The organism is Zooshikella ganghwensis DSM 15267, from assembly GCF_000428585.1.
Lineage (GTDB): Bacteria > Pseudomonadota > Gammaproteobacteria > Pseudomonadales > Zooshikellaceae > Zooshikella > Zooshikella ganghwensis.
The window spans coordinates 1-21531 of the sequence record NZ_AUAF01000041.1; the positions used below are offsets into that span (position 1 = coordinate 1).

The 21531-nt window shown below is 43.8% G+C and carries 21 protein-coding genes; 19 read left to right on the forward strand and 2 right to left on the reverse strand.

Features of this window, described 5'->3' with window-relative positions; translation table 11 throughout:
* Positions 1-233 (forward strand): transposase (locus F607_RS0111120; protein WP_157365434.1); only part of this gene is annotated, 233 nt, incomplete at its 5' end.
* Between the two features lie 2 nt (positions 234-235).
* On the opposite strand, the gene F607_RS29275 is transcribed toward F607_RS0111120, so the two are convergent.
* Positions 236-1252 carry a linear amide C-N hydrolase gene (locus F607_RS29275; RefSeq protein WP_084611208.1) on the reverse strand — a complete coding sequence of 339 codons (1017 nt, stop codon included), beginning with the start codon at positions 1250-1252 and terminating at the stop codon, positions 236-238.
* Between the two features lie 718 nt (positions 1253-1970).
* Complete coding sequence (locus F607_RS29280; RefSeq protein WP_051311335.1) at positions 1971-2732, reverse strand: substrate-binding periplasmic protein; 762 nt, start codon at positions 2730-2732, stop codon at positions 1971-1973.
* Between the two features lie 508 nt (positions 2733-3240).
* Here F607_RS29280 and F607_RS0111140 point away from each other — a divergent pair.
* The 18 genes from F607_RS0111140 (at position 3241) to motD (ending at position 21473) form a co-directional block, all read left to right on the forward strand.
* Positions 3241-3768 carry a flagellar basal body-associated FliL family protein gene (locus F607_RS0111140; RefSeq protein ID WP_027708148.1) on the forward strand — a complete coding sequence of 176 codons (528 nt, stop codon included), beginning with the start codon at positions 3241-3243 and terminating at the stop codon, positions 3766-3768.
* A gap of 24 nt (positions 3769-3792) precedes the next feature.
* On the forward strand, positions 3793-4761 hold the full coding sequence (gene fliM, locus F607_RS0111145; RefSeq protein ID WP_027708149.1) for a flagellar motor switch protein FliM: 969 nt from the start codon (positions 3793-3795) through the stop codon (positions 4759-4761).
* Between the two features lie 108 nt (positions 4762-4869).
* Positions 4870-5466 (forward strand): flagellar motor switch protein FliN, encoded by a 597-nt coding sequence (gene fliN, locus F607_RS29285; protein ID WP_084611209.1) that lies wholly within the window; start codon positions 4870-4872, stop codon positions 5464-5466.
* 73 nt (positions 5467-5539) lie between these two features.
* Positions 5540-5941, forward strand: coding sequence for a flagellar biosynthetic protein FliO (fliO, locus tag F607_RS29290; RefSeq protein WP_051311337.1), 402 nt, complete (start codon positions 5540-5542; stop codon positions 5939-5941).
* 115 nt (positions 5942-6056) lie between these two features.
* Positions 6057-6833: a flagellar type III secretion system pore protein FliP gene (gene fliP, locus F607_RS0111160; RefSeq protein ID WP_051311339.1), complete on the forward strand. Its 777-nt coding sequence runs from the start codon at positions 6057-6059 to the stop codon at positions 6831-6833.
* 91 nt (positions 6834-6924) lie between these two features.
* Positions 6925-7194, forward strand: coding sequence for a flagellar biosynthesis protein FliQ (fliQ, locus tag F607_RS0111165; protein ID WP_027708151.1), 270 nt, complete (start codon positions 6925-6927; stop codon positions 7192-7194).
* A gap of 4 nt (positions 7195-7198) precedes the next feature.
* Complete coding sequence (fliR, locus tag F607_RS0111170; protein ID WP_027708152.1) at positions 7199-7978, forward strand: flagellar biosynthetic protein FliR; 780 nt, start codon at positions 7199-7201, stop codon at positions 7976-7978.
* Between the two features lie 49 nt (positions 7979-8027).
* Complete coding sequence (gene flhB / locus F607_RS0111175) at positions 8028-9161, forward strand: flagellar biosynthesis protein FlhB (RefSeq protein WP_027708153.1); 1134 nt, start codon at positions 8028-8030, stop codon at positions 9159-9161.
* A 202-nt stretch (positions 9162-9363) separates the two neighbouring features.
* On the forward strand, positions 9364-11508 hold the full coding sequence (flhA, locus tag F607_RS0111180) for a flagellar biosynthesis protein FlhA (protein WP_038291085.1): 2145 nt from the start codon (positions 9364-9366) through the stop codon (positions 11506-11508).
* Positions 11509-11550: 42 nt separating this feature from the next.
* Positions 11551-13080 carry a flagellar biosynthesis GTPase FlhF gene (flhF, locus tag F607_RS0111185; protein WP_027708155.1) on the forward strand — a complete coding sequence of 510 codons (1530 nt, stop codon included), beginning with the start codon at positions 11551-11553 and terminating at the stop codon, positions 13078-13080.
* Between the two features lie 39 nt (positions 13081-13119).
* Complete coding sequence (locus F607_RS0111190) at positions 13120-13947, forward strand: MinD/ParA family protein (RefSeq protein ID WP_027708156.1); 828 nt, start codon at positions 13120-13122, stop codon at positions 13945-13947.
* Positions 13947-14690 (forward strand): RNA polymerase sigma factor FliA, encoded by a 744-nt coding sequence (locus F607_RS0111195; protein ID WP_027708157.1) that lies wholly within the window; start codon positions 13947-13949, stop codon positions 14688-14690. Before F607_RS0111190 ends, F607_RS0111195 begins: the two co-directional genes overlap by 1 nt.
* A gap of 312 nt (positions 14691-15002) precedes the next feature.
* Positions 15003-15383, forward strand: a complete 381-nt coding sequence (locus F607_RS0111200; RefSeq protein WP_206196712.1) for a chemotaxis response regulator CheY — start codon at positions 15003-15005, stop codon at positions 15381-15383.
* A gap of 9 nt (positions 15384-15392) precedes the next feature.
* Positions 15393-16184, forward strand: coding sequence for a protein phosphatase CheZ (locus tag F607_RS0111205; RefSeq protein WP_027708159.1), 792 nt, complete (start codon positions 15393-15395; stop codon positions 16182-16184).
* Between the two features lie 12 nt (positions 16185-16196).
* The gene (locus tag F607_RS0111210; RefSeq protein ID WP_027708160.1) at positions 16197-18527 is read left to right on the forward strand and encodes a chemotaxis protein CheA; all 2331 of its coding nucleotides are present in this window, start codon (positions 16197-16199) and stop codon (positions 18525-18527) included.
* Positions 18528-18669: 142 nt separating this feature from the next.
* The gene (locus F607_RS0111215; protein ID WP_027708161.1) at positions 18670-19740 is read left to right on the forward strand and encodes a protein-glutamate methylesterase/protein-glutamine glutaminase; all 1071 of its coding nucleotides are present in this window, start codon (positions 18670-18672) and stop codon (positions 19738-19740) included.
* Positions 19741-19742: 2 nt separating this feature from the next.
* Complete coding sequence (locus tag F607_RS0111220; protein WP_027708162.1) at positions 19743-20483, forward strand: flagellar motor protein; 741 nt, start codon at positions 19743-19745, stop codon at positions 20481-20483.
* Between the two features lie 189 nt (positions 20484-20672).
* The gene (gene motD / locus F607_RS29295; protein WP_051311341.1) at positions 20673-21473 is read left to right on the forward strand and encodes a flagellar motor protein MotD; all 801 of its coding nucleotides are present in this window, start codon (positions 20673-20675) and stop codon (positions 21471-21473) included.
* The last annotated feature ends 58 nt before the right edge of the window (positions 21474-21531 follow it).

A 21531-nucleotide genomic window follows, 5' to 3' on the forward strand; every position in this document is an offset into this window, starting at 1 on the left:
TCCAACATCACTGGCAAATTGAAAACAGCTTGCACTGGAGTTTGGATGTTGCATTCAGAGAAGATGATAGTCGAATTCGTAAAGGACATTCAGCTGAAAATATGTCTAGAATTAGGCAGATAGCACTTAATATTCTTAAGCAAGATAATACTTATAAAATTGGAATAAAAAATAAGAGACTCTCTGCTGGTTGGGATCATGAATATTTAATGAAGCTAATTTGTTCGGTGTAAATTTATATGCGATTGCCCTGCCATTGAGTATAATCGCCAGTGGCTTCATTTTGATTTGTTTTACATACACCAGGCGCAACGACTACTCCAGCTATTATATTGATTACATAGGCTAGTAACTTTTTCGGAAACTGACTGTTATCTTTAAGCCAGTCAATACCAAAGTTTAAACTTTGTACGGTACGAAGAAAGCGATCGGCTGGTAAAGGTGATGAGCTAAGCCCAATAGTCCCGCTGCCATTTCCTGCCGCCTTAACGTGCATTCCAATAATGGGCTTGCCCTCTTTATTGGGTTCGATATTAGTGATGTTTAAGTAATTTTGTAAGTTTGTACAATGCCAATCATAAAAAGGCGCATTTGTTAAAACACCTAAATCAGTATTATCAGTAATTTCTAGCTTTCCGTTTCTAAATTCCAACAATAAACTATTCCCTTGCCTATCATGAAATTGAAAATGAAGAGGCATAAGGTTTACAGTACTGTTAGCATTGAACTGTAGTGGGTCCCAGATATAGAGTTTTGTTCCATCTTTTATTGGTTTTCCTTGGCTGATTTTTTCTAAGTCTGCTTTTAAGTCAGGTACATTTTTATATTGACTTAAAGCCCAGCAGCAGATATCCATCATTGAAAGTAGTGAATAATCATCACTAGGCACATTATCTAATTGAGGGTATTCAGAGCCAGGCAACCATAGTGCTGCGGCTGTAAGCCCTTCAGTATTAAGGCCATCAGATACTTTGCTGGGTAAATCTAATACAGAGTCAAATACTTTACCTAATACATTTTTTCCTGCGCTAATTCCTACGCCTATATAAGCGTATTTTGACACCCATTTATAACCTGGTAGCCTTTTGGCAAGTGGTAAATCCTGGCTACCAACAGCATGTAGTTTAGTCTCTTCAGGAATTGCTGCTACTGTCCAGTCAAAATTATACTCGAAGTCCATGGTTCGACCAGAAAAAGGAAAGTCTTTTAACTGGGGTGAAAGTTGTGATGGTAAGATAAATTCAGTGCACATATTTCCAATATCCTTATCAGTATTATTACAAGTATTTTTTAATTGCAGTTGAATATTAGCACATTTGTCTTGAATTATGTCATAGAGGCTAGGTATTACTGGTAAGAGTGACTTAAAATAGTCTTTTAGACAAAAATTATTAAATGAATGGGCTAAGTAAATAACGACTCTATACTACGCTTCCTAGCTGGAAAATGGACCAATATAAGCCAGCAAGCACAAAACATAAAATCAAGAAAGATAGCACAAGGTTAAAAACTACAACTGTGAAGAGTTTCCTTTGTTTTTTTATGCATAGGAACGATTGATAAATAATAATATGCAAGGTATTACACCTATTAATATAAAAATACTATAAAAACGATAAGTATCCATTACAAACAAGGTAAATGACGGTAGTTCAGAACCAAAAAGCATCGAAGACTTCTTTGAATTGAGGTACGATTATATAAATCACAAAGTATAGTATTCCAGATACAAAGGTTAATCCTATTGACAGAGATGGGTTCGTGGTGTTTGAACTCTTTTTTAAGGTGAGTGTGTCAAGGTTATCCCGTATTTATGTGCAGTGGATTGTTGAAGCTCTAAGGTGAATACTTCTTTAAACGATTGTTGTATTTTTAAGTATAAGTCTTCATCAATAATTAAATCTAAGCGATTAGAGTATAGTTTGGTAAGATAATCAAAAACAATATGATTCTTAACAGGTAAAGCATATTTAGTTTTCACTTGTAGGGAAGAGTAATTTAACTTGGTATTTCTCTGCCAGAGTTTGTTGGAATTTGGGTGTAAAAACCTGCTTCATAGCGTTATTGAGTTGGTTGAACAGGCGCTCGTCAGTTTGAGCACTCAGTGCCATGTAGTAACCATGCTCAAACATAAAGATGGCGGGTTCTACTTTTGAAAAATCAAGTTGTAGATTTTTTATCCTAATGGGGAGACTTTCTTCATTACCAATAATAAGGTCGACACGATCATTAAAAAGCTTCTTGATATTGATTTCTTCTGAGACAGATAGGTCTAGGTGTTTTTCATCTTCAAATCCACGCGCGTTTAGGAACTGGTGGGTAACATCATCGCGCATTATTGCTGTTTTAAAGTTTTTTGCATCATCTATTGTTGTAAGCGAAATATCTTTTCTGTGTTTTAATTTATAAAGATAAAACTTTTTGCCAGGTAAAATGGGTCCTAACCATTGAAATAGTGATTCTCGCTCTGGGGTCCGAACGATAGTGTAAATCAGTACATTTTCATTTTTGAGTGCAAGGTCGTAAGCTCTCGCCCATGGATAAAGGCGAATTGTATAATTAATGTTAGCTTTTTCTAGCACGTTTCTAACTATTTCTGTTGAGTAACCAGTAATTAAATCATTTTTCTTATAATTGTAAGGTGGCCATTCTTCAGTAACGACTAATAGCTCTTTAGCATGGAGTGATAGTGTCAGAAAAAGTGCTATTAGCCCTGTCAAGTAAGCGGTCATAAGTAGTATTCCAACCAAAGTTCTTTATTATGGGAATATCTGTTATGAAGAGTATAGTGGAGAGAGGTATATCCCGCTCTTTACATGTATACAGCAAATGTTTTGAAAAGTGTATTGTTTCAATAAATTAACATTTGATGAAACTTTGGTGGCAGCCCATAGGCAGGTATTTCACAGCTTATAGTCATGGGCCAAAATTATGTTACAAGCTATAAGCAGTATTGCTAGCAAATTGACTGTGCAAATCATGAAACCAAAAACTGTCAAATCTCTGACAGTCAGTGCGTGCTATGCTTAAAAAAGATGCTTGTGTTATTGAGAAAAATCTTTAAAACGGTTGGCACTTTTTTTGCCGCTAAATAGGCTTCTGACAGAGTTATCAAGCTTGATTATAGAGTGGAAACTCATAATGAACTTATTTAGACAGCGTATTAGCAACTTTTCACTATGCTTATTGATAGTAATGAAACAGTCATTATCAATAAGCTACTAAGGGAATGACGTAAAAATGGCAGATCAGGATGAGGCAGAAAATCCAGAAGCTGAAGTAGATAATGAAGCGTCTGGTGGGAAAAAAAAGAAGTTTATTATTTTTATCATTGTGGTGGTTGTCGTTTTAGGCAGTGCGACAGGGATCACCCTGTTTATGTTGATGGGAAATGGTGAAACCGCAGGAGAGGAGGAAGCCTCTGAAGATTCCAAAAAAGCGGTCAAGCCTCCCGCTATTTACTTTGCCATGGAACCGCCATTTACCGTTGATTTTCAGGTAGGTGGTCGACAACGTTATGCTCAACTGTCAATCACCGTAATGGGGAGGGATCCTGAGGCCATGGAGGCAGTAAAGCAACATGAGCCTTTAATTAGAAATAATTTGGTGATGTTAATTGCCAGTGAGGACTTTCAAACGTTACAGACTGCTGAAGGCAAGGAGATGTTAAAGACGAAGGCTACGGAATCAATACAGCAGGTGTTGCAACAGGAGATTGGTAAGCCAGGGATTGAGACCATACTATTTACTGGTTTTGTCATGCAGTAGTAAGCGTTAAATGAGGGCTGCACCATGCAAGATCTACTCTCTCAAGACGAAATTGATGCGCTCCTCCATGGGGTAGACGATGGTGACATCGATACTGAAACTGATGAGGCGCCTGATGGCATAAAGTCTTATGATTTGACTAGCCAGGATCGTATTGTGCGTGGGCGAATGCCCACCTTAGAAATGATCAATGAACGTTTTGCTCGTTACACCCGTATCAGTATGTTCAACATGCTACGCCGGAGTGCAGATGTTTCTGTGGGTGGTGTACAAGTGATGAAGTTTGGCGAGTATGTTCATACCCTTTATGTGCCTACCAGTTTAAATCTGGTGAAAATGAAACCTTTACGGGGGACGGCATTATTTATTTTAGATGCCAAGCTGGTGTTTAAGCTGGTGGATAATTTTTTTGGGGGGGAGGGCCTGCATGCCAAGATTGAAGGGCGTGAGTTTACGCCTACAGAAAACCGTGTTGTACAAATAGTTCTTCGGCAGGTTTTTATAGACTTAAAGGAAGCCTGGGGACCCGTGATGAAGGTTGATTTTGAGTATATAAACTCAGAAGTTAACCCGGCATTGGCGAATATAGTCAGTCCCTCTGAAGTTATTGTGGTGAGTACTTTTCACATTGAACTGGACGGAGGAGGGGGGGACATGCATGTCACCTTACCCTACTCAATGATTGAACCCATCAGAGAGTTACTGGATGCAGGAGTGCAAAGTGATGTGGATGACCGAGATGAGCGGTGGGTCAAAGCCTTAAGGGAAGAAATATTGGGCGTTAATGTTAAGGTCAACTCCAACATTGTGAAAACTCAAATGCGTTTGCGCGATATTCTTGAATTGGAAGAAGGTGATATTATTCCCTTTGAAATGCCTAAGCACTTTATTCTGTCTGCGAATGATATTCCTGTGTTTAAGACACGGTTGGGGGCTACTAAAGAAAAGCTAGCAATGCAGGTACTCAGCGCAATTGAACGACCAAAGTATTAGGGAAAGACATTAAATAATCCTTCGTGAAGGGTATAACAACGTTTTGCACGGTTAAAAATAAAACAAGGTTGCTTGAAAACATTGCAGTCGACTTACAGGAGTTAAAGGATGGCAGATGATCCTGATAATACAGAAGAACAGCCTGAAACTGACGTAGAAAATACTGGCGAGGCAGAGCAGGAAGATTCTGATACGCAAGCAACGGCTATGTCAGAAGAAACCCCTGAAGCCGATGAAACGGTTGACCAAGATGACAATGGTGAGGAAAGTGCTGGGAGTGATGAACAAGCATTAGCGGATGAATGGGCTGCTGCCTTGGCTGAGTCGGAAGATAAAGGCAGTCAGGAAGATATTGATGAATTATTCCAAACCACGGCTTCGCCAATGGATATGGATGAACTGGAGGATATTGCTGAGCCTACTGAAATTCGTAGCCTAGAGGAAGGACCCAATTTAGATGTTATTTTGGATATACCCGTCACTATCAGTATGGAAGTAGGGGGAACCGATATTACCATCCGTAACTTACTGCAACTCAATCAAGGTTCAGTTATTGAGCTGGATCGATTAGCAGGGGAACCTCTGGATGTGAAAGTGAATGGAACACTTATTGCTCATGGAGAAGTAGTGGTGGTTAATGAAAAGTTTGGTATACGTTTAACGGATGTAATTAGTCCTACGGAGCGGATAAAAAAATTACGTTAGGTTTTATTATACACACTACACTTGACGTTTAGGTATAACCGATTCTATTCGTTTAACTAAGAGAATATTGAGCATGCGTCGTCGTAGTTTTTTTTATTTAATGTGTTGTACTTACTCGTCAGGCATTTGGGCTGCGCCAACAACACCACCCACAGCTTGGGGAATGTTGGTTCAAGTTATACTGGCGCTAATGCTAGTGTTGTTAGTGATCTTTGCAGCTGCCTGGGTGGTTAAACGCACTGGGGCCATCAAACCGATGACTAGCCCGGTTATCAAAAATCTCGCTGTCATGTCTGTTGGTAGCAAAGAACGGTTAGTGTTAGTGCAGATAGGCGATAAACAAATTTTATTGGGTATCTCGCCTGCCGGCATGAATACGATTCATGTATTTGATCAACCAATCGTCACCACGAAACAAGAAGCGAATAATGATTTCTCAAAGCGCTTAATGGAAATGATTAAACAGCGACATTGAGTTAATTATTATTAATTAAAACCGCTGGTAATGTATAAAAACACCTCTTGTGTTAGGTGTTGTGAGTGTTTTATTTAAAATTAAATAATTAGCATTTATTAAGCAAAGAGGACACATGAGTCCACTGAGCCGAATAGTAAGTAACTTACCTTACAATACACTGCTAGTGATATTGTTGTTAGTGATTGTACCCTATGCCAGTGCGGCTCCCCCTACCACAATTCCAATTTTAACTGTAACTGATACGCCTGCTGGACAAGAGTATTCTGTGACAATTCAAGTGTTGGCATTAATGACATTGCTGTCTTTTTTGCCAGCTATTGTGATTATGATGACATCATTTGCGCGCATCATTATTGTTTTTTCAATATTACGACAGGCGCTGGGTTTACAACAAACACCCTCAAATCAAATATTATTGGGTATGGCACTGTTCTTAACGTTTTTTATTATGTCTCCCGTATTAAATAAGGTAAATGAACAAGCAGTACAACCCTACTTAGCTGAAAAAGTTCCTGCGCAAGACGCTTTAAAAATTGCTGTAGGACCCTTTCGGGAGTTTATGTTAGCCCAGACGCGAGAAACGGACCTTAATTTATTTGTACGTATTGCTGACGTTGGAGATATTCAGTCAGTCGATGATGTGCCACTTAATATATTGATTCCTGCTTTTGTAACCAGTGAATTAAAAACAGCCTTTCAAATAGGGTTTTTATTATTTATTCCTTTTTTAATTATTGACTTAGTGGTGGCTAGTGTCTTAATGGCAATGGGGATGATGATGTTATCACCGTTAATTGTGTCATTGCCCTTTAAAATTATGTTATTTGTGATGGTTGATGGATGGGCCATGATTGTGGGGACATTAGCGACGAGTTTTGGCGTAACTTAGTGGTTTTGCGCATACGCTATTTTATGCAGAAACCACTTGCCGTTGAGATATTATCGTTTTAGGTAAAGCAAGGCATTTAGAGGAATCAAAAATGACACCCGAAGTGGTAATTGATATTTTTCGAGATGCTTTGTTTCTTATTGTGCAAATGGTGGCGGTTATTGTAACGCCCAGCTTAATCATTGGTTTGATTGTCAGTACGTTACAGGCAGCGACTCAAATTAATGAGCAGACATTAAGCTTCTTGCCAAGGTTATTGGTGACACTACTGACCATTATGGTCACAGGACCTTGGTTACTAGGTCAGCTAATGGACTTTTTTAACAACCTTATGTTGAATATTCCAGGGCTCATTGGTTAACCCTATGTTGCAAGTGCCTGCTGAGGATATTAGTACCTGGATTACCCCTTTTCTCTGGCCACTATTTCGCATCAGCTCATTATTTATGGTAATGCCTATCATTGGTGCGCAAATGGTGCCTGCCCGTGTGCGTTTAGCGATGGCCTTAGCGGTTACCATCATGTTAATGCCTATGCTACCTGATATGCCGAAAGTTGATCCTTTTTCCTTAAGTGCTTGGCTGATTAACCTGCAGCAGGTGTTGATTGGTACGTTAATGGGATTTGCATTGCAGGTTTTTTTTCATTTGTTTGCTATGGCTGGACAAATGATTGCTATGCAAATGGGGCTGGGTTTTGCGTCGATGAATGACCCCGCTAATGGGGTTACCGTCACTGTACTGGGGCAGTTTTATTTGGTGATGACGACTTTGCTGTTTTTAGCGGTTAATGGCCATCTTGTGGTTATTGAAGTGTTAGTTGAAAGCTTTCATACACTGCCAGTCAGTGAAGGGTTTTTGTTGCCAGAAGGGAGTATCGAGCGATTGGTGCTTTGGTTCAGTTGGATTTTTTCCAGTGCAATGTTAATTGCCATACCAGGTATGACTGCATTACTGATTGTTAATTTAACCTTTGGGGTGATGACAAAGGCTGCGCCCCAGCTGAATATTTTTTCATTGGGATTTCCGATGGCATTAATGTTTGGCCTGTTTATTGTTTGGATAACGGTGACGGGGTTTTTAGATCAATATTTAACGTTTAGTGAGCAGGCATTACTTTTTTTAAGAGACTTAGTGACTCAGTAGCATAATGTATGCTGAGGTGTTCAATCGTGGATTAATCACGGAATAGCCTATGGCTGAGGAAAAAGATTCCAGTCAGGAAAAAACCGAGGAACCGACCCAGAAACGACTGCAAGATGCTAAGAAAGAAGGTCAGGTTCCTCGCTCAAAAGAACTAAGCACAATGGCACTTTTACTCATCGCTTCAGTGAGTTTGGTGCTGTCTGCAGGATTTTTGGCGCGTCACCTAATTGTGATTATGCGGTTGAACTTTAATATAGAACGAGAAAAAATATTTGATACCGCTACGATGCTGCAGTTCTTAGGTGCTTCGCTGAATGATGCTATTTTTGCAATTTTTCCGTTAATTTTAGCGTTGATGTTAGCAGGTATTTTGGCTCCAATTTTACTTGGTGGCTGGGTTTTCAGTGGCAAACTCATTCAGCCTAAGTTGAATCGTATCAGCCCATTAGCTGGCTTAAAGCGCATGTTCTCTGCTCGGTCTTTAGTTGAGTTGTTGAAGGCGATTGCCAAAGTAGTGGTTGTAGCCTGCTTTGCAATAGGGATATTACTGTGGGAGCAGAATCAAATATTGCAGCTAGGTCGAGCATCTATTGATAACGCCATTATTTCCAGTTTATGGCTAATTGGTTGGGCAGCTATTTTACTGAGTATCAGCTTGGTATTGATTGCGGCCATAGATGTGCCGTTTCAAATCTGGGATACCCGTAAAAAACTTAAAATGACCAAACAAGAACTCCGGGATGAGTTCAAAGATACTGAAGGTAAGCCTGAAGTTAAAAGCCGTATCCGGCAATTGCAGCGGGAGATGGCGGAACGTCGAATGATGGCCGAAGTGCCAAAAGCCGATGTCGTGATCACTAACCCGGAGCACTATTCGGTAGCACTCAAGTATGACCCTGATAAAGCAGATGCACCCTATGTTATTGCTAAAGGCGTCGATTTTATTGCACTAAAAATCAGAGAGATTGCTGTGGCTTCTGAGGTGCCTATTCTAGAAGCTCCACCACTTAGCCGGGCTATTTACCATAGTACTGAGTTAAACCAACAGATACCCAGTGGTTTATACATTGCGGTTGCCCAGGTGTTGGCCTATGTGTATCAGCTCAAGCAAAAACGTACTGGTCAGAAGCCGCGTCCCCCAAAAGATTACCCTATACCTGAAGAGTTTCGTCGCGACAATTAAATGGCAGTGAGATTGCGTGTTCAAAGAAGCTAAACCAATTTTCTTTGCACAGAATTTCCTCAAGGCTTAGAGCGGAAGGGTGCTGTTACAAAGATATAAAAGGTGGGAAAGGTTTTTGCACATGCCTTGAAAGCTGATAAAGCGCAGGTTGATGATCAACATTCCTTAATGACAGGGAGCAGGCTGAGTGGCAGACCGTTCTATGGTAGTGAATACGCTAAAAGGCCTTGGTCAAGGTAACTTAGGGGTGCCTGTGTTATTAATGGCGATCTTAGCCATGATGACGCTTCCCGTCCCGCCCTTTCTACTGGATGTTCTATTCACCTTTAACATTACTCTGGCACTGGTTGTTTTGCTGGTGTGTGTTTATAGTCTGCGGCCGCTGGATTTTGCGGTATTTCCCACAATTTTGCTGGTAGCAACATTATTACGGCTGGCACTGAATGTGGCGTCAACGCGTGTCGTTTTATTACGAGGTCACACGGGAGGGGATGCGGCAGGTAAAGTCATTGAAGCATTTGGTGAAGTGGTCATTGGCGGCAACTATGTGGTGGGGCTGGTGGTTTTCGTTATTCTCATCATTATCAACTTTGTGGTAGTGACGAAGGGAGCAGGCCGAATATCTGAAGTATCTGCGCGGTTTACCTTGGATGCGATGCCTGGGAAGCAGATGGCAATTGATGCTGACTTAAATGCCGGCCTGATCAATCAGGATCAGGCTCGTTCTAGACGTGCAGAAGTAGGACAAGAGGCGGACTTTTACGGCTCCATGGATGGTGCCAGCAAGTTTGTGCGGGGCGATGCCGTGGCAGGGTTGTTAATTCTAGCCATCAATATCATTGGCGGGTTATCCATTGGCATGGCTCAGCATCAGCTACCCTTTCAAACCGCATTGCAGAATTACTCTCTACTCACTATTGGTGATGGCCTGGTAGCGCAAATTCCCTCTTTGCTACTGTCCACCGCAGCGGCGATTATGGTGACCCGTGTTTCTGATGCCAAGGATATGGGGCATCAGGTCCGTCAGCAGATGTTCTCATCACCCAAAGCCATTGGCGTTGCAGCAGCAATATTAATGGTTATGGGGTCTATTCCCGGTATGCCACATGTTGCATTTTTGGGGTTGGGGGGATTAGCGGCAATGGGCGCCTGGTTGATTTACCATCGTCAAAAAATCAGCGCTACGACAACAGCCGAGCCAGGCAAAGCCATACAGCCTGCAGCGGGTGGCCAGGTTGTGCCGACCGGGGCTGCCACCCAAGCAGGACCTGCACCTATCGAAACCAAGGAGTTAGGCTGGGATGATGTCACACCGGTTGATATGGTTGGGCTGGAAGTGGGTTATCGATTAATACCCCTGGTGGATAAAGCGCAAGGTGGAGAATTACTCAGTCGGATCAAAGGCGTTCGTAAAAAGCTCTCTCAGGAACTGGGGTTTCTCCTTCCTTCAGTCCATATCCGCGACAACCTTGACTTATTACCCAATGTGTATCGGATTACCTTAATGGGGGTGACCATCAGTGAGGCCGAGGTTCATCCTGAGCGGGAGCTGGCAATTAACCCAGGACAGGTATTTGGCTCTTTGGAAGGAATTGCTGCCAAAGATCCGGCATTTGGTCTTGATGCCGTGTGGATTGAGCCAGGGCTAAAAGATCAGGCTCAAACGTTAGGCTACACCGTTGTTGATGCGTCAACTGTGGTGGCCACTCACCTAAACCAAGTGCTGTTTAAACATGCCCATGAATTGATAGGTCATGATGAGGTGCAACGGTTGCTGGAGCTACTGGGGCGTCAATCACCGAAACTGGCTGAAGAGCTACCCAGTAAAGTTTCGCATAGTACTTTACTCAAAGTGTTGCAAAGCTTACTGATTGAGCGCATTCCAGTAAGGGATATTCGCACCATCGCAGAAGCGCTGGCTGAAATAGGGGTAAAGAGTCAAGATCCCGCCACTTTGACTGCTTCAGTACGAACAGCGCTAGCGCGTTCCATTGTGCAAAGTATTGTAGGTACATCAGATAAGATTCCCGTCATCACACTTGAGCCTCAGTTGGAACAAATGTTGCTGCAATCTGCTCAGCAGGCTAAGCAATCTGGAATGAGTGTGGAAGATGGCTTTGTCATTGAGCCTAGTTTGGCTGAACGTTTACAGCGCTCACTGCAAGAGGCAGTGTCCCGGCAGGAAATGGCAGGTCAGCCGGCAGTGCTGCTGGTAGCGGGGCCGATTCGACCTATGTTAGCCAGGTTCGCTCGATTTGGTATACCCAGCCTGCATGTATTGGCTTATCAAGAGATTCCAGACAATAAAGAAGTGACTATTGTCGCCAGTGTGGGCCAGCATGAGTAGTTGTTGGCAGTAACTGAGATAGGCACGGCATAGGAAGAGCTTATGAATATTAAACGCTACTTTGCTGCGGATATGCGCCAAGCACTTAAGCTGGTTAAACAGGAGTTAGGTGCTGATGCCACCATTCTTGAACAACGGCGGGTAGCGGGTGGGGTTGAACTCGTCGTTGCCAGGGATGCACCAACAATTCCCTCGCAGACTTCAGCTGCATCTCGCCACCGTTCAGATACCCAGAAAAAAGACTCAACAGCCGCATATAAGCAAAATCGTGCCTTCGCTCAGGACGATGAGTTTCACTGGCAAGGACATCAGGTTAATCAGCAAATGCAGTCAGAGCCGTTGGCTAGGCGGCAAGCACCTCAACAATCCCTTGTCGATTTAGCGCACTACAAACAAGAGAGCCGTTTGCGGGATACCAAAAAAAACAAAACGGTACCGACTAAATCGCATAAGCTCAACACTCCGCAAACGAAGGCAAGGCCTAGCACCAATGCTTATCAGGATGTACAAAGCCATAAATCTCAACAGGATAAACCTTATCAAGAAATTCAGTGGCAGCAAAAACAAGCCTTAGGTGATTCCCAAAAACAACAACATGAGCAAGTAGGTGATACAGCACCTGGGCTGCTGACCAATTTACAGCAAGAGTTGCATGGTATGAGGATGTTGCTACAGCAGCAGATGGGGCAAAAAGCCTGGGGCGATTTTTGTCAGCTTAACCCCGTTGCCGCAATGGTCTGGCGGCGACTAGTGGGGATGGGCCTGTCACCACAGCGAAGCCATGCTATCGTGCAAAACATTCCAGCCGATAGTGCTGTAAAAGTGGCATGGCGACATGTATTGGGCCAGCTTAGCCGTTTGCTGAATACCACTAAGCGGGATTTAGTCGATAGTGGAGGAATTTTTGCACTGCTTGGGACCACTGGCAGCGGTAAAACCACCACCGTGGGCAAACTGGCTGCTCGGTATGCCCTGCAGCATGGCACCGAGTCGCTGGGGTTGATTACCTTAGATACCTTTCGCATAGGCGCCTGTGATCAGTTAAAAACCCTTGGCCGCATTTTAAATGTGCCAATCCGTGTGGTGAATGATTTGTCGGGCTTACAACAGGCATTGGATGCCTTTCGTAGTAAATCATTGATTTTAATTGATACGGCGGGTCTGCATCCGCAGGATGATAATTTACAGCTACAATTAAATTTACTTGATCAAGTACGGCCAATGGTTCGAAATTTTCTGGTGTTGGCCACTACCAGCCAACGTGCAGTACTTGAGCAAGCAATCGATACTTACTCGACAGCACAAACAGTGGGTACGATTCTGACGAAAGTGGATGAAACACATAATTTAGGGGAGTCTTTGGATATGGTGATGGCTGCCCAGCTTGCGGTTTCTTATTATGCTGATGGACAGCGTATTCCTGAAGATATTGCCCTAGCGCGCAGTCATACGTTGTTGAGTCGAGCGGTAGCAATATCGGGATCACTGGCTGAAGATGATGCCGCATGGCTTGTACAACAGGAATGGACTATCGCAGGACACTCACTGTTTAATGAGTGTGCTGTTGGGTAATTACAAATTATTATGTTTGTTGTCTGAGTAAACAACACGATGGGAATTAAACATCCAGTTCAGGTACTCGCTGTAACCGGAGGTAAAGGAGGCGTAGGCAAGACCAATGTGGCGCTTAACCTGAGTATTGCTCTGGCAGAAATGGGGCGTCGCGTCATGCTGCTTGATGCTGATTTGGGGCTCGCTAATATTGATGTTTTGCTGGGCTTGTCACCAAAACACACCATCGCGGACGTGTTGGCAGGTAAGTGTGAGTTACGGGATATTCTTTTACACGGGCCTGGCGGTATAAAAATTATCCCCGCATCCTCCGGAACACAGGCGATGACACAGCTATCCTTGCAGCAGCATGCAGGGTTAATTAGTGCCTTCAGTGATCTTAATGACCAACTGGATGTGTTAATGATTGATACCGCTGCGGGGATTTCCAGCTCGGTGGTTAGCTTTGTTATTGCCAGCCAAGAAGTGCTGATCGTTGTCACCAATGAGCCAACCTCCATTACTGATGCCTATGCGCTGATTAAGTTGCTCCATCGAGATCATCAGGTCATGCGTTATCGGGTTATTGCCAATATGGTGCGAAGTCAGCAGGAGGGTCAGCAACTTTTTAATAAGCTGACCAATGTCACCGAGCGCTTTTTGGATGTCACCATGCAGTATTTGGGGGCTATTCCTTTTGATGACGCCTTACGTAAAGCGGTGCAGCGGCAACGTCCCTTATTGGAGTGTTATCCTCGGGCAAAAGCGGCAATAGCGATACGAGCGCTGGCGCAGAAGATTGATAACTTTCCCTTACCAGCCTCACCTCGAGGGCATTTGGAATTTTTTGTGGAAACCTTGGTGTCCTGTGAAGTCGGACGTTGTTGATGAAATCAATGCAAGGTGTTGGACTATATTCCCAGGTAAGTGGGCAGCAAGGACAGCAACTTGTCCAGCGTTTTGCCGGACTTGTTAAACGAATCGCCTTACATACTGCTGCTCGACTTCCTGCCAGCGTACAGTTGGATGACCTGATTCAAGCAGGAATGATCGGGCTGCTAGAGGCTGCGCGAAAATATGATGCCAGTAAAGGGGCCTCATTTGAAACCTATGCCACCATTCGTATCCGAGGCAGTATTGTCGATGAAATCCGCAAAGGGGATTGGGTACCGCGTTCTGTGCATCGAAATAGTCGACGAATTGCTGAGGCTATTCAACAGATTGAGGCAAAGTATGGCCGTGATGCCAAGGATCAGGAAATAGCAGAAGCTCTGTCACTTTCACTGGATGACTACTATGCCATGTTGAGTGATTTATCAGGTAGTCGATTGTTTTCATTTGAGGAGCTGACCGCCGCTGGGGATACATCACAAACATCATTAGCCAGCGAACACACAAGCGATAAACCACCAGATGAACTCCAGCAGAAAAAACTGCGGCATGACTTAGCACAGGCAATACAAATGTTGCCAGAAAGAGAGCAACTGGTGTTGTCACTTTATTACGATGAAGAGTTAAACCTTAAAGAAATTGGGCAGGTGTTAGGGGTAAGTGAGTCCCGAGTGAGTCAAATTCATTCACAAGCTGCAATGCGACTTCGTGCTCGGTTAGCTGACTGGCAGCCCGAATAATATCAGTCTTTAATAAAACCATAATATTTATGTTCTGACACCATTCAATCACATTAGATGTAGCCAAATACACGTCAGGTTATTACCAAAAAAATTGATTGAGCATTATTGAATAATTATCCCAGTCTTTCAAGGGGCATGATTTGGTACTTGTTTTTGGCTATAAACTGTTATTGCGTAATGAAAATGTTTTGAACACTTTCTAAACATAAATCGAATAAACTGGCATGCCAATAATCACCTACTAGACTTGTAGTAGATGTAAAAAGGCAGCATCTATGCATCATGAGGGAGGTCGCCTTGGATAAAAATATGAAGATCCTTATTGTGGATGACTTTTCCACCATGAGGCGAATCATTAAAAACCTATTGCGAGACTTAGGGTTTACCAACACGGCAGAAGCGGATGATGGTCAAACAGCACTTCCAGTTTTGAAAAGTGGTGGCTTTGATTTCTTAGTGACGGATTGGAACATGCCGGGTATGACAGGAATTGACTTGCTAAAAGCTGTCCGTGCAGATCCTAAACTCGCTTCTCTACCGGTTTTAATGGTAACGGCTGAAGCAAAACGAGACCAAATTGTTGAGGCTGCACAAGCTGGCGTTAATGGCTATGTAGTCAAGCCTTTTACTGCTCAAGTTTTAAAAGAAAAGATTGAAAAAATTTTTGAGCGTGTGGAAGCTGGTGGTTAAGAGGCTGATATGTCGTTATTAGATAAATACACTGAAGGGCTGACACCAGCTGAGCTTGAAGAAGACTTAAAAAGTCGTGCCCGTCAAATGGTGGAATACCTGGAAAAAGGTAATTTAAAAGATGCCATTCAGGTAATTCATGAAATTAATGAGGTACGGGATAAAAGCCTTTATAAAGAAATTGGCCGTTTAACCAGAGCCTTGCATGAAGCGATTATGAACTTTCATTTAGAAGCAGGTTTTTCTGGAGAAGATAAAGAGCAAATTTCCAGCATGGCGGACGCCTCAGAGCGTTTAAACTATGTCACCAAAATGACTGAGAAAGCGGCTAACCGTACCATGGATCTGGTGGATGCCAGCGTACCTATTGCGGGTGATATTGCTGAACAATCAAAAAATTTACGCGAAAGCTGGCAGAAGTTGCGTAAGCGCCAGATGAAGCCTAATGAGTTTCGCGAATTATACCAACATATTGAAGTGTTTTTAGACTCCACTGAAGGAAAAGCAAATACACTTTATAACAACTTAAACGAAATTATTTTGGCTCAGGACTTTCAGGATTTAACGGGCCAGGTCATTAAAAAAGTCGTGGATTTGGTGGCTGAAGTTGAAGAAAGCCTGGTTCATTTAGTGCGTATGGCTGGACAGCTCGATACGTTAACAGGCATTGAACATCGCTTTGAGACGAAGGAAAAAGATAAAACCGTTGCCGAAGGGCCTCAGATGCGTGCGGAAGAACGTACTGATGTGGTATCAGGTCAGGATGAGGTTGATGACCTATTATCCAGCTTGGGGTTCTAGGGGAGTTATTTCATGAGTTTTGATGCTGATGAAGAGATTCTACAAGACTTTCTTGTCGAAGCTGGGGAAATCTTGGAGCTGTTATCTGAGCAGTTAGTTGATCTTGAAAACCGTCCAGATGATAAAGATTTACTGAATGCAATCTTCAGAGGCTTTCACACGGTTAAAGGTGGGGCAGGTTTTCTCCAGCTCAATGCGCTGGTTGAATGCTGTCATGTTGCTGAGAATGTGTTTGATACATTACGGAATGGGCAGCGTGCTGTAACGCCTGAATTGATGGATGTTGTTCTGCAAGCGTTAGACAAAGTGAATGAAATGTTTAGTCAGGTTCGCGACCGTCAGGAACCTGAGGCAGCGGACAGGGAACTCATTGAAGCCCTGACCAGGTTTGCTGCGCCAGAGGGTGCCGCTGAAGAGACTGAAGCACCGGAACCTGCGATTGAAGAACCAACTCCCACACCTCCAGAACAAGCAGCAGAGCCTGAGGCTGAGAAACCTCCAGCAGCAGCTAAACCCAGTGGAGATGAAGCTAAAGGGTCACAAGACGAAATCACGGATGAAGAGTTTGAGCAGCTGCTTGATGCCATTGCTGATCAAGATAAAGAAGAGCAGGAAAAAGGAGAGCCCTCAAAAGTAGAGGTTTCAGCACCAACTCCTGCTGAAGGTGTAACTAGCAGTGGTACGGATGAAATAACCGATGATGAATTTGAGGCTTTACTCGATCAGTTACATGGGAAAAAAACCGTTGGTGGAACTACTGAAGAGGCAACACCTGCGGAGTCCAGCTCAGAAAGCCCAGAAGCGGCTGAGCCTGCAGAAGCTGCTAAAAAAGAGCCTGAAAAAAAACAGGTCGAGCCACCTGCTGGGGATGAAATAACTGATGATGAATTCGAGTCTCTGTTAGATGAGCTGCATGGTAAAGGGCAATTCCATGGGGCTAAAGCAGAAGAGCCGCCAGCACCATCACCTGCAAGTGAGCAGGTACCTGAAGCTGACTTTGATGAACTGCTCAAAGAGTTAAAGCACAGTGCTCAAGGTGGCGCACCAAGTAAACCTGCAGCACCGGCTAAACCTACACCACAAAAACCAGCCCCTGCACCAGCGGCCGCCAAACCTGCAGTAGCACCCAAACCACCCGTTAAGGATGCGAATCCCCCAGCTGAAACCACTGTGCGTGTCGATACCGCTCGCTTGGATGACATCATGAATATGGTGGGCGAGCTGGTTTTGGTTCGTAACCGGCTAGTTCGGCTGGGCGATCGAAGTAGCGATGAGGCTCTGTCAAAAGCGGTATCCAATTTGGATGTGGTTACTGCAGACTTACAGCTGTCTGTGATGAAAACACGAATGCAGCCTATTAAAAAAGTATTTGGGCGTTTTCCTCGGGTGGTGCGTGATTTAGCAAGAAGCCTAAAAAAAGAAATCAATTTACAGATGGAAGGGGAAGAAACAGATCTGGATAAAAACCTTGTTGAAGCATTGGCGGACCCCTTAGTGCATTTGGTGCGTAATGCTGTGGACCATGGGATTGAAAGCCCTCAGGAACGTGAGCAAGGTGGTAAAAACCGTCAGGGCAATGTCATGCTTGCTGCCCAGCAGGAAGGTGATCATATCCTGCTTTCCATTACTGACGATGGGGCGGGTATGGATCCGGACAGGCTAAGAGCTAAAGCTGTTGAGCGAGGATTGTATGACCAGGATACAGCGGACCGGCTGTCTGATACGGAATGCTTTAATCTGATTTTTATGCCCGGCTTTTCCACTAAACAGGAAATTTCAGATGTCTCTGGACGTGGTGTGGGCATGGATGTGGTCAAGACGAAAATTTCGCAGCTCAATGGCACCATCAATATTGAGTCTGAAAAAGGCAAGGGTTCACGCATTATTATTAAAGTACCATTGACGTTGGCGATTATGCCGACATTGATGGTGGTACTGGAAAAACAGGCATTTGCTTTACCATTGGTGAGTGTCAATGAAATTTTTCACCTGGATTTATCACGTACTAATGTGGTGGATGGGCAAGAAGTTGTGATTGTTCGTGATAAGGCATTGCCTTTATTCCACTTAAAACGCTGGTTGGTGGCAGGCCATAATTATTCAAAGCCTGTGGATGAATCCCATGTTGTGATTGTGTCGGTAGGTACGCAACGGGTAGGTTTTGTTGTTGATCAGCTGATTGGACAAGAAGAAGTAGTGATCAAGCCGCTTGGTGCCTTGTTGCAAGGCACTCCGGGTATGTCAGGGGCGACGATTACAGGTGATGGTCGAATTGCCTTGATTCTCGATGTACCTAGTTTGCTGAAACGATACGCACGAAAACAGTCTTCTGTTGTTGGCTAAGGTCTGGTCAGGTGGTGAATTGTCAGCAAAGAATCCAATAACCATTACTTACAAAGAGTAATCACAGTATTTGCTGTAAAGAGGGAGCAGATTACACAAATATTAATGTATTTATGGGGCCTTACTAAGCGGGAGATGCCTGGTGGCAATAAAGGTATTAATAGTAGATGATTCGGGTTTTTTTCGGCGGCGTTTGACTGAACTTTTGAGTAAAGACCCATTACTTGAAGTAGTGGGTACTGCACAAAATGGCCAAGAGGCGATTGATAAAAACAATGAGCTAAGCCCTGATGTCATTACTATGGACTATGAAATGCCCGTCATGGATGGTATTACAGCACTTAAGCAAATAATGGCAACGAAGCCAACGCCAGTGTTAATGTTTTCTTCGCTAACTCATGAGGGCGCAAGAGTAACATTGGATGCACTAGAAGCGGGGGCTGTTGACTTTTTACCCAAAAATTTCGAGGACATTTCCCGCAACTCAGCCAAGTTAAAGAAAGTGCTTTCTGATCAAGTTAAAGCAGTCGCAAGAAGTCGCTATCGGACTGCAACACGTAAAACAGAGCCTGCTGCTAAACCTGCAGCACGACCAGTTATCTCCGCACCTGAAAAGCCAACTGTTCAAGTTTATAACCGGGGTGTGGCTAAACACCGGTTGTTAATCTTAGGCACATCTACCGGGGGACCGGTTGCTTTACAAACCATTCTCACCTCATTACCCGGTAATTTTCCGGTGCCTATTTTGTTGGTTCAACACATGCCTGGTACGTTTACCAATGCTTTTGCAGAGCGGTTAAACCGGATATGCCAGATTCGCGTAAGTGAGGCTAAGGACAATGACCCTTTGAAGCCAGGTCACGCTTTGCTTGCGCCAGGAGGCAAACAATTAATGGTTGATGCTCGACAAGGAGGTATTGTGCGTGTGTTAGAGGGGGATGCCAGACTAAATTATAAGCCAAGTGTTGATGTAACTTTTGGATCTGCAGCGAAAGCATTTAGCAATAAAGTGTTAGCGGTGGTGCTGACCGGCATGGGGGCTGATGGCCGTGATGGTGCTAAAATGCTCAAGTCTGCTGGCTCACATGTTTGGGCACAAAACCAAGAAAGCTGTGTTATCTACGGCATGCCGATGGCAGTGGTTAATGCTGGGCTGGCTGATGAAGTAATTCACCTCAATGAAATTCCCCGGCGGCTAGTTGAGGCTATTTGAGCATGGATGTGCTCAGCTTAGCTGGCCTGGTTCTGGGCTTGCTGGCCATTGTTGGTGGTAACTTTCTTGAGGGAGGACATATCAGTGCGCTGTTAAATGGCCCTGCGGCGGTGATTGTTATCGGTGGCACGATAGGTGCTGCATTTGTCCAGTCTTCAGGTCGAAACTTTAAACGAGCGCTAGCGATTATCCAGTGGGTTGTCGTGCCACCTGTGCTGGACATTGAAGGGGGTATCGCTAAAGTGGTTGCCTGGAGTCTGAAAGCCCGTAAGGAAGGGCTGTTGGGCCTTGAGTCTATTGCGGAGGTTGAGTCTGATCACTTTGCTCGAAAAGGACTACAACTGCTCGTTGATGGTAATGAACCTGAAGCGTTGCGCAATATCCTTGAAGTTGAGTTGTATGTGGCTGAAGCTCGTGATTTACAAGCAGCTAAAGTGTTTGAGGCCATGGGTGGGTATGCACCAACCATTGGTATTATTGGTGCTGTCATGGGGCTTATTCATGTGATGGGTAACTTGGCAGACCCCTCGGAACTTGGGGCTGGAATTGCGACCGCGTTTGTGGCGACGATTTATGGGGTAGGGATGGCTAATTTGTTATTGCTACCGATGGCCAATAAACTGAAGACCTATGTTCATCGGCAGTCACAGTACCGAGAAATGTTAGTGGAAGGCTTATTGGCCATTGCTGAGGGAGAAAATCCCCGCTCCATAGAACTAAAACTGCAAGGCTTTATCAACTGATGTTTATCACAATGTGTTGTCAGGCATTTCTGCTTTTACCACACCCACCTTGGGGCAGGTGAGTTGACAACATTCCTCCTTCTCTCCTATCTAATAATTAAAAGCTTACTTTTTCTTGCATGAAGGGGATCGTCTGATCTGGAGACTGGTCAACTTTGAACTTGGCTCTCTAAACACAAGGTGATGACAATGGCTCGGCGCAGAATGATTGAAGAGCATGAAAACTTAGAGCGTTGGATGGTGTCGTATGCGGATTTTATTACCTTGCTTTTCGCTTTTTTTGTCGTGATGTACTCAATCTCGTCGGTGAATGAAGGGAAGTATAAGCTGTTATCAGAAACCCTGGATGGTGTTTTTAATGAACCTGCGCGAAGTTTAAAGCCCGTTCAAATAGGCGAGTTGACACCACGTCAACCAAAAGAACCCGAAGCTGTTGTGAAAGAGCCAAATCAGCATGACATGGCGATTGATGATATTAATCAACCACAGGAGCCGGAAAAAGACCCTTTGGTTGAAATTGAAAGTCAGGTGAACGATCAATTTCAGGATCTCATCAGTAATGATTTACTTTCAGTGGCTGGCAACGAGCTTTGGGTCGAAATTGAAATGAAATCCAGCCTGATATTTCCCAGTGGTGATTCGATACCAAACAATCAAGCCTTTAAGGTGTTGGAAAAAGTAGCGGATATATTACGCCACTATAAAAACCCAATCCATGTTGAAGGATTTACCGATAATATGCCCATTAATACCAACCAATTTCCAACAAACTGGGAGTTATCGGCGGCACGTTCTGCAGCCATTGTCCGGTTGCTGGCGAGCTATGGCGTTGACCCCCGGCAATTGGCTGCCGTTGGTTATGGCCAGTTTCAACCGATTACCACCAATAGTACACCAGAGGGAAGGAGTCAAAATCGGCGGGTGGTCTTGGTTATTTCCAAAAATTTGGACATCAGGCGAAGTATTCACGCTGCAGGTGCTACGCCTTAATCATGGATAAATGAGGTGTTAAACCCAGAGTAAGCGCATTATTTTAAAAGCAATTTCA

Bases quoted from the DNA above. Each gene is read 5' to 3' on its own strand.
- F607_RS0111140 (WP_027708148.1), top strand. From the start codon at position 3,241: ATGGCAGATCAGGATGAGGCAGAAAATCCAGAAGCTGAAGTAGATAAT.
- flhF (WP_027708155.1), top strand. From the start codon at position 11,551: ATGAATATTAAACGCTACTTTGCTGCGGATATGCGCCAAGCACTTAAG.
- F607_RS0111220 (WP_027708162.1), top strand. From the start codon at position 19,743: ATGGATGTGCTCAGCTTAGCTGGCCTGGTTCTGGGCTTGCTGGCCATT.
- motD (WP_051311341.1), top strand. From the start codon at position 20,673: ATGGCTCGGCGCAGAATGATTGAAGAGCATGAAAACTTAGAGCGTTGG.
- flhB (WP_027708153.1), top strand. From the start codon at position 8,028: ATGGCTGAGGAAAAAGATTCCAGTCAGGAAAAAACCGAGGAACCGACC.
- F607_RS0111210 (WP_027708160.1), top strand. From the start codon at position 16,197: ATGAGTTTTGATGCTGATGAAGAGATTCTACAAGACTTTCTTGTCGAA.
- F607_RS29280 (WP_051311335.1), bottom strand. From the start codon at position 2,732: ATGACCGCTTACTTGACAGGGCTAATAGCACTTTTTCTGACACTATCA.
- fliN (WP_084611209.1), top strand. From the start codon at position 4,870: ATGGCAGATGATCCTGATAATACAGAAGAACAGCCTGAAACTGACGTA.
- flhA (WP_038291085.1), top strand. From the start codon at position 9,364: ATGGTAGTGAATACGCTAAAAGGCCTTGGTCAAGGTAACTTAGGGGTG.
- fliM (WP_027708149.1), top strand. From the start codon at position 3,793: ATGCAAGATCTACTCTCTCAAGACGAAATTGATGCGCTCCTCCATGGG.
- F607_RS29275 (WP_084611208.1), bottom strand. From the start codon at position 1,252: ATGTGCACTGAATTTATCTTACCATCACAACTTTCACCCCAGTTAAAA.
- F607_RS0111200 (WP_206196712.1), top strand. From the start codon at position 15,003: ATGAAGATCCTTATTGTGGATGACTTTTCCACCATGAGGCGAATCATT.
- F607_RS0111195 (WP_027708157.1), top strand. From the start codon at position 13,947: ATGAAATCAATGCAAGGTGTTGGACTATATTCCCAGGTAAGTGGGCAG.
- fliQ (WP_027708151.1), top strand. From the start codon at position 6,925: ATGACACCCGAAGTGGTAATTGATATTTTTCGAGATGCTTTGTTTCTT.
- F607_RS0111190 (WP_027708156.1), top strand. From the start codon at position 13,120: ATGGGAATTAAACATCCAGTTCAGGTACTCGCTGTAACCGGAGGTAAA.
- F607_RS0111205 (WP_027708159.1), top strand. From the start codon at position 15,393: ATGTCGTTATTAGATAAATACACTGAAGGGCTGACACCAGCTGAGCTT.
- fliR (WP_027708152.1), top strand. From the start codon at position 7,199: ATGTTGCAAGTGCCTGCTGAGGATATTAGTACCTGGATTACCCCTTTT.
- fliP (WP_051311339.1), top strand. From the start codon at position 6,057: ATGAGTCCACTGAGCCGAATAGTAAGTAACTTACCTTACAATACACTG.
- fliO (WP_051311337.1), top strand. From the start codon at position 5,540: ATGCGTCGTCGTAGTTTTTTTTATTTAATGTGTTGTACTTACTCGTCA.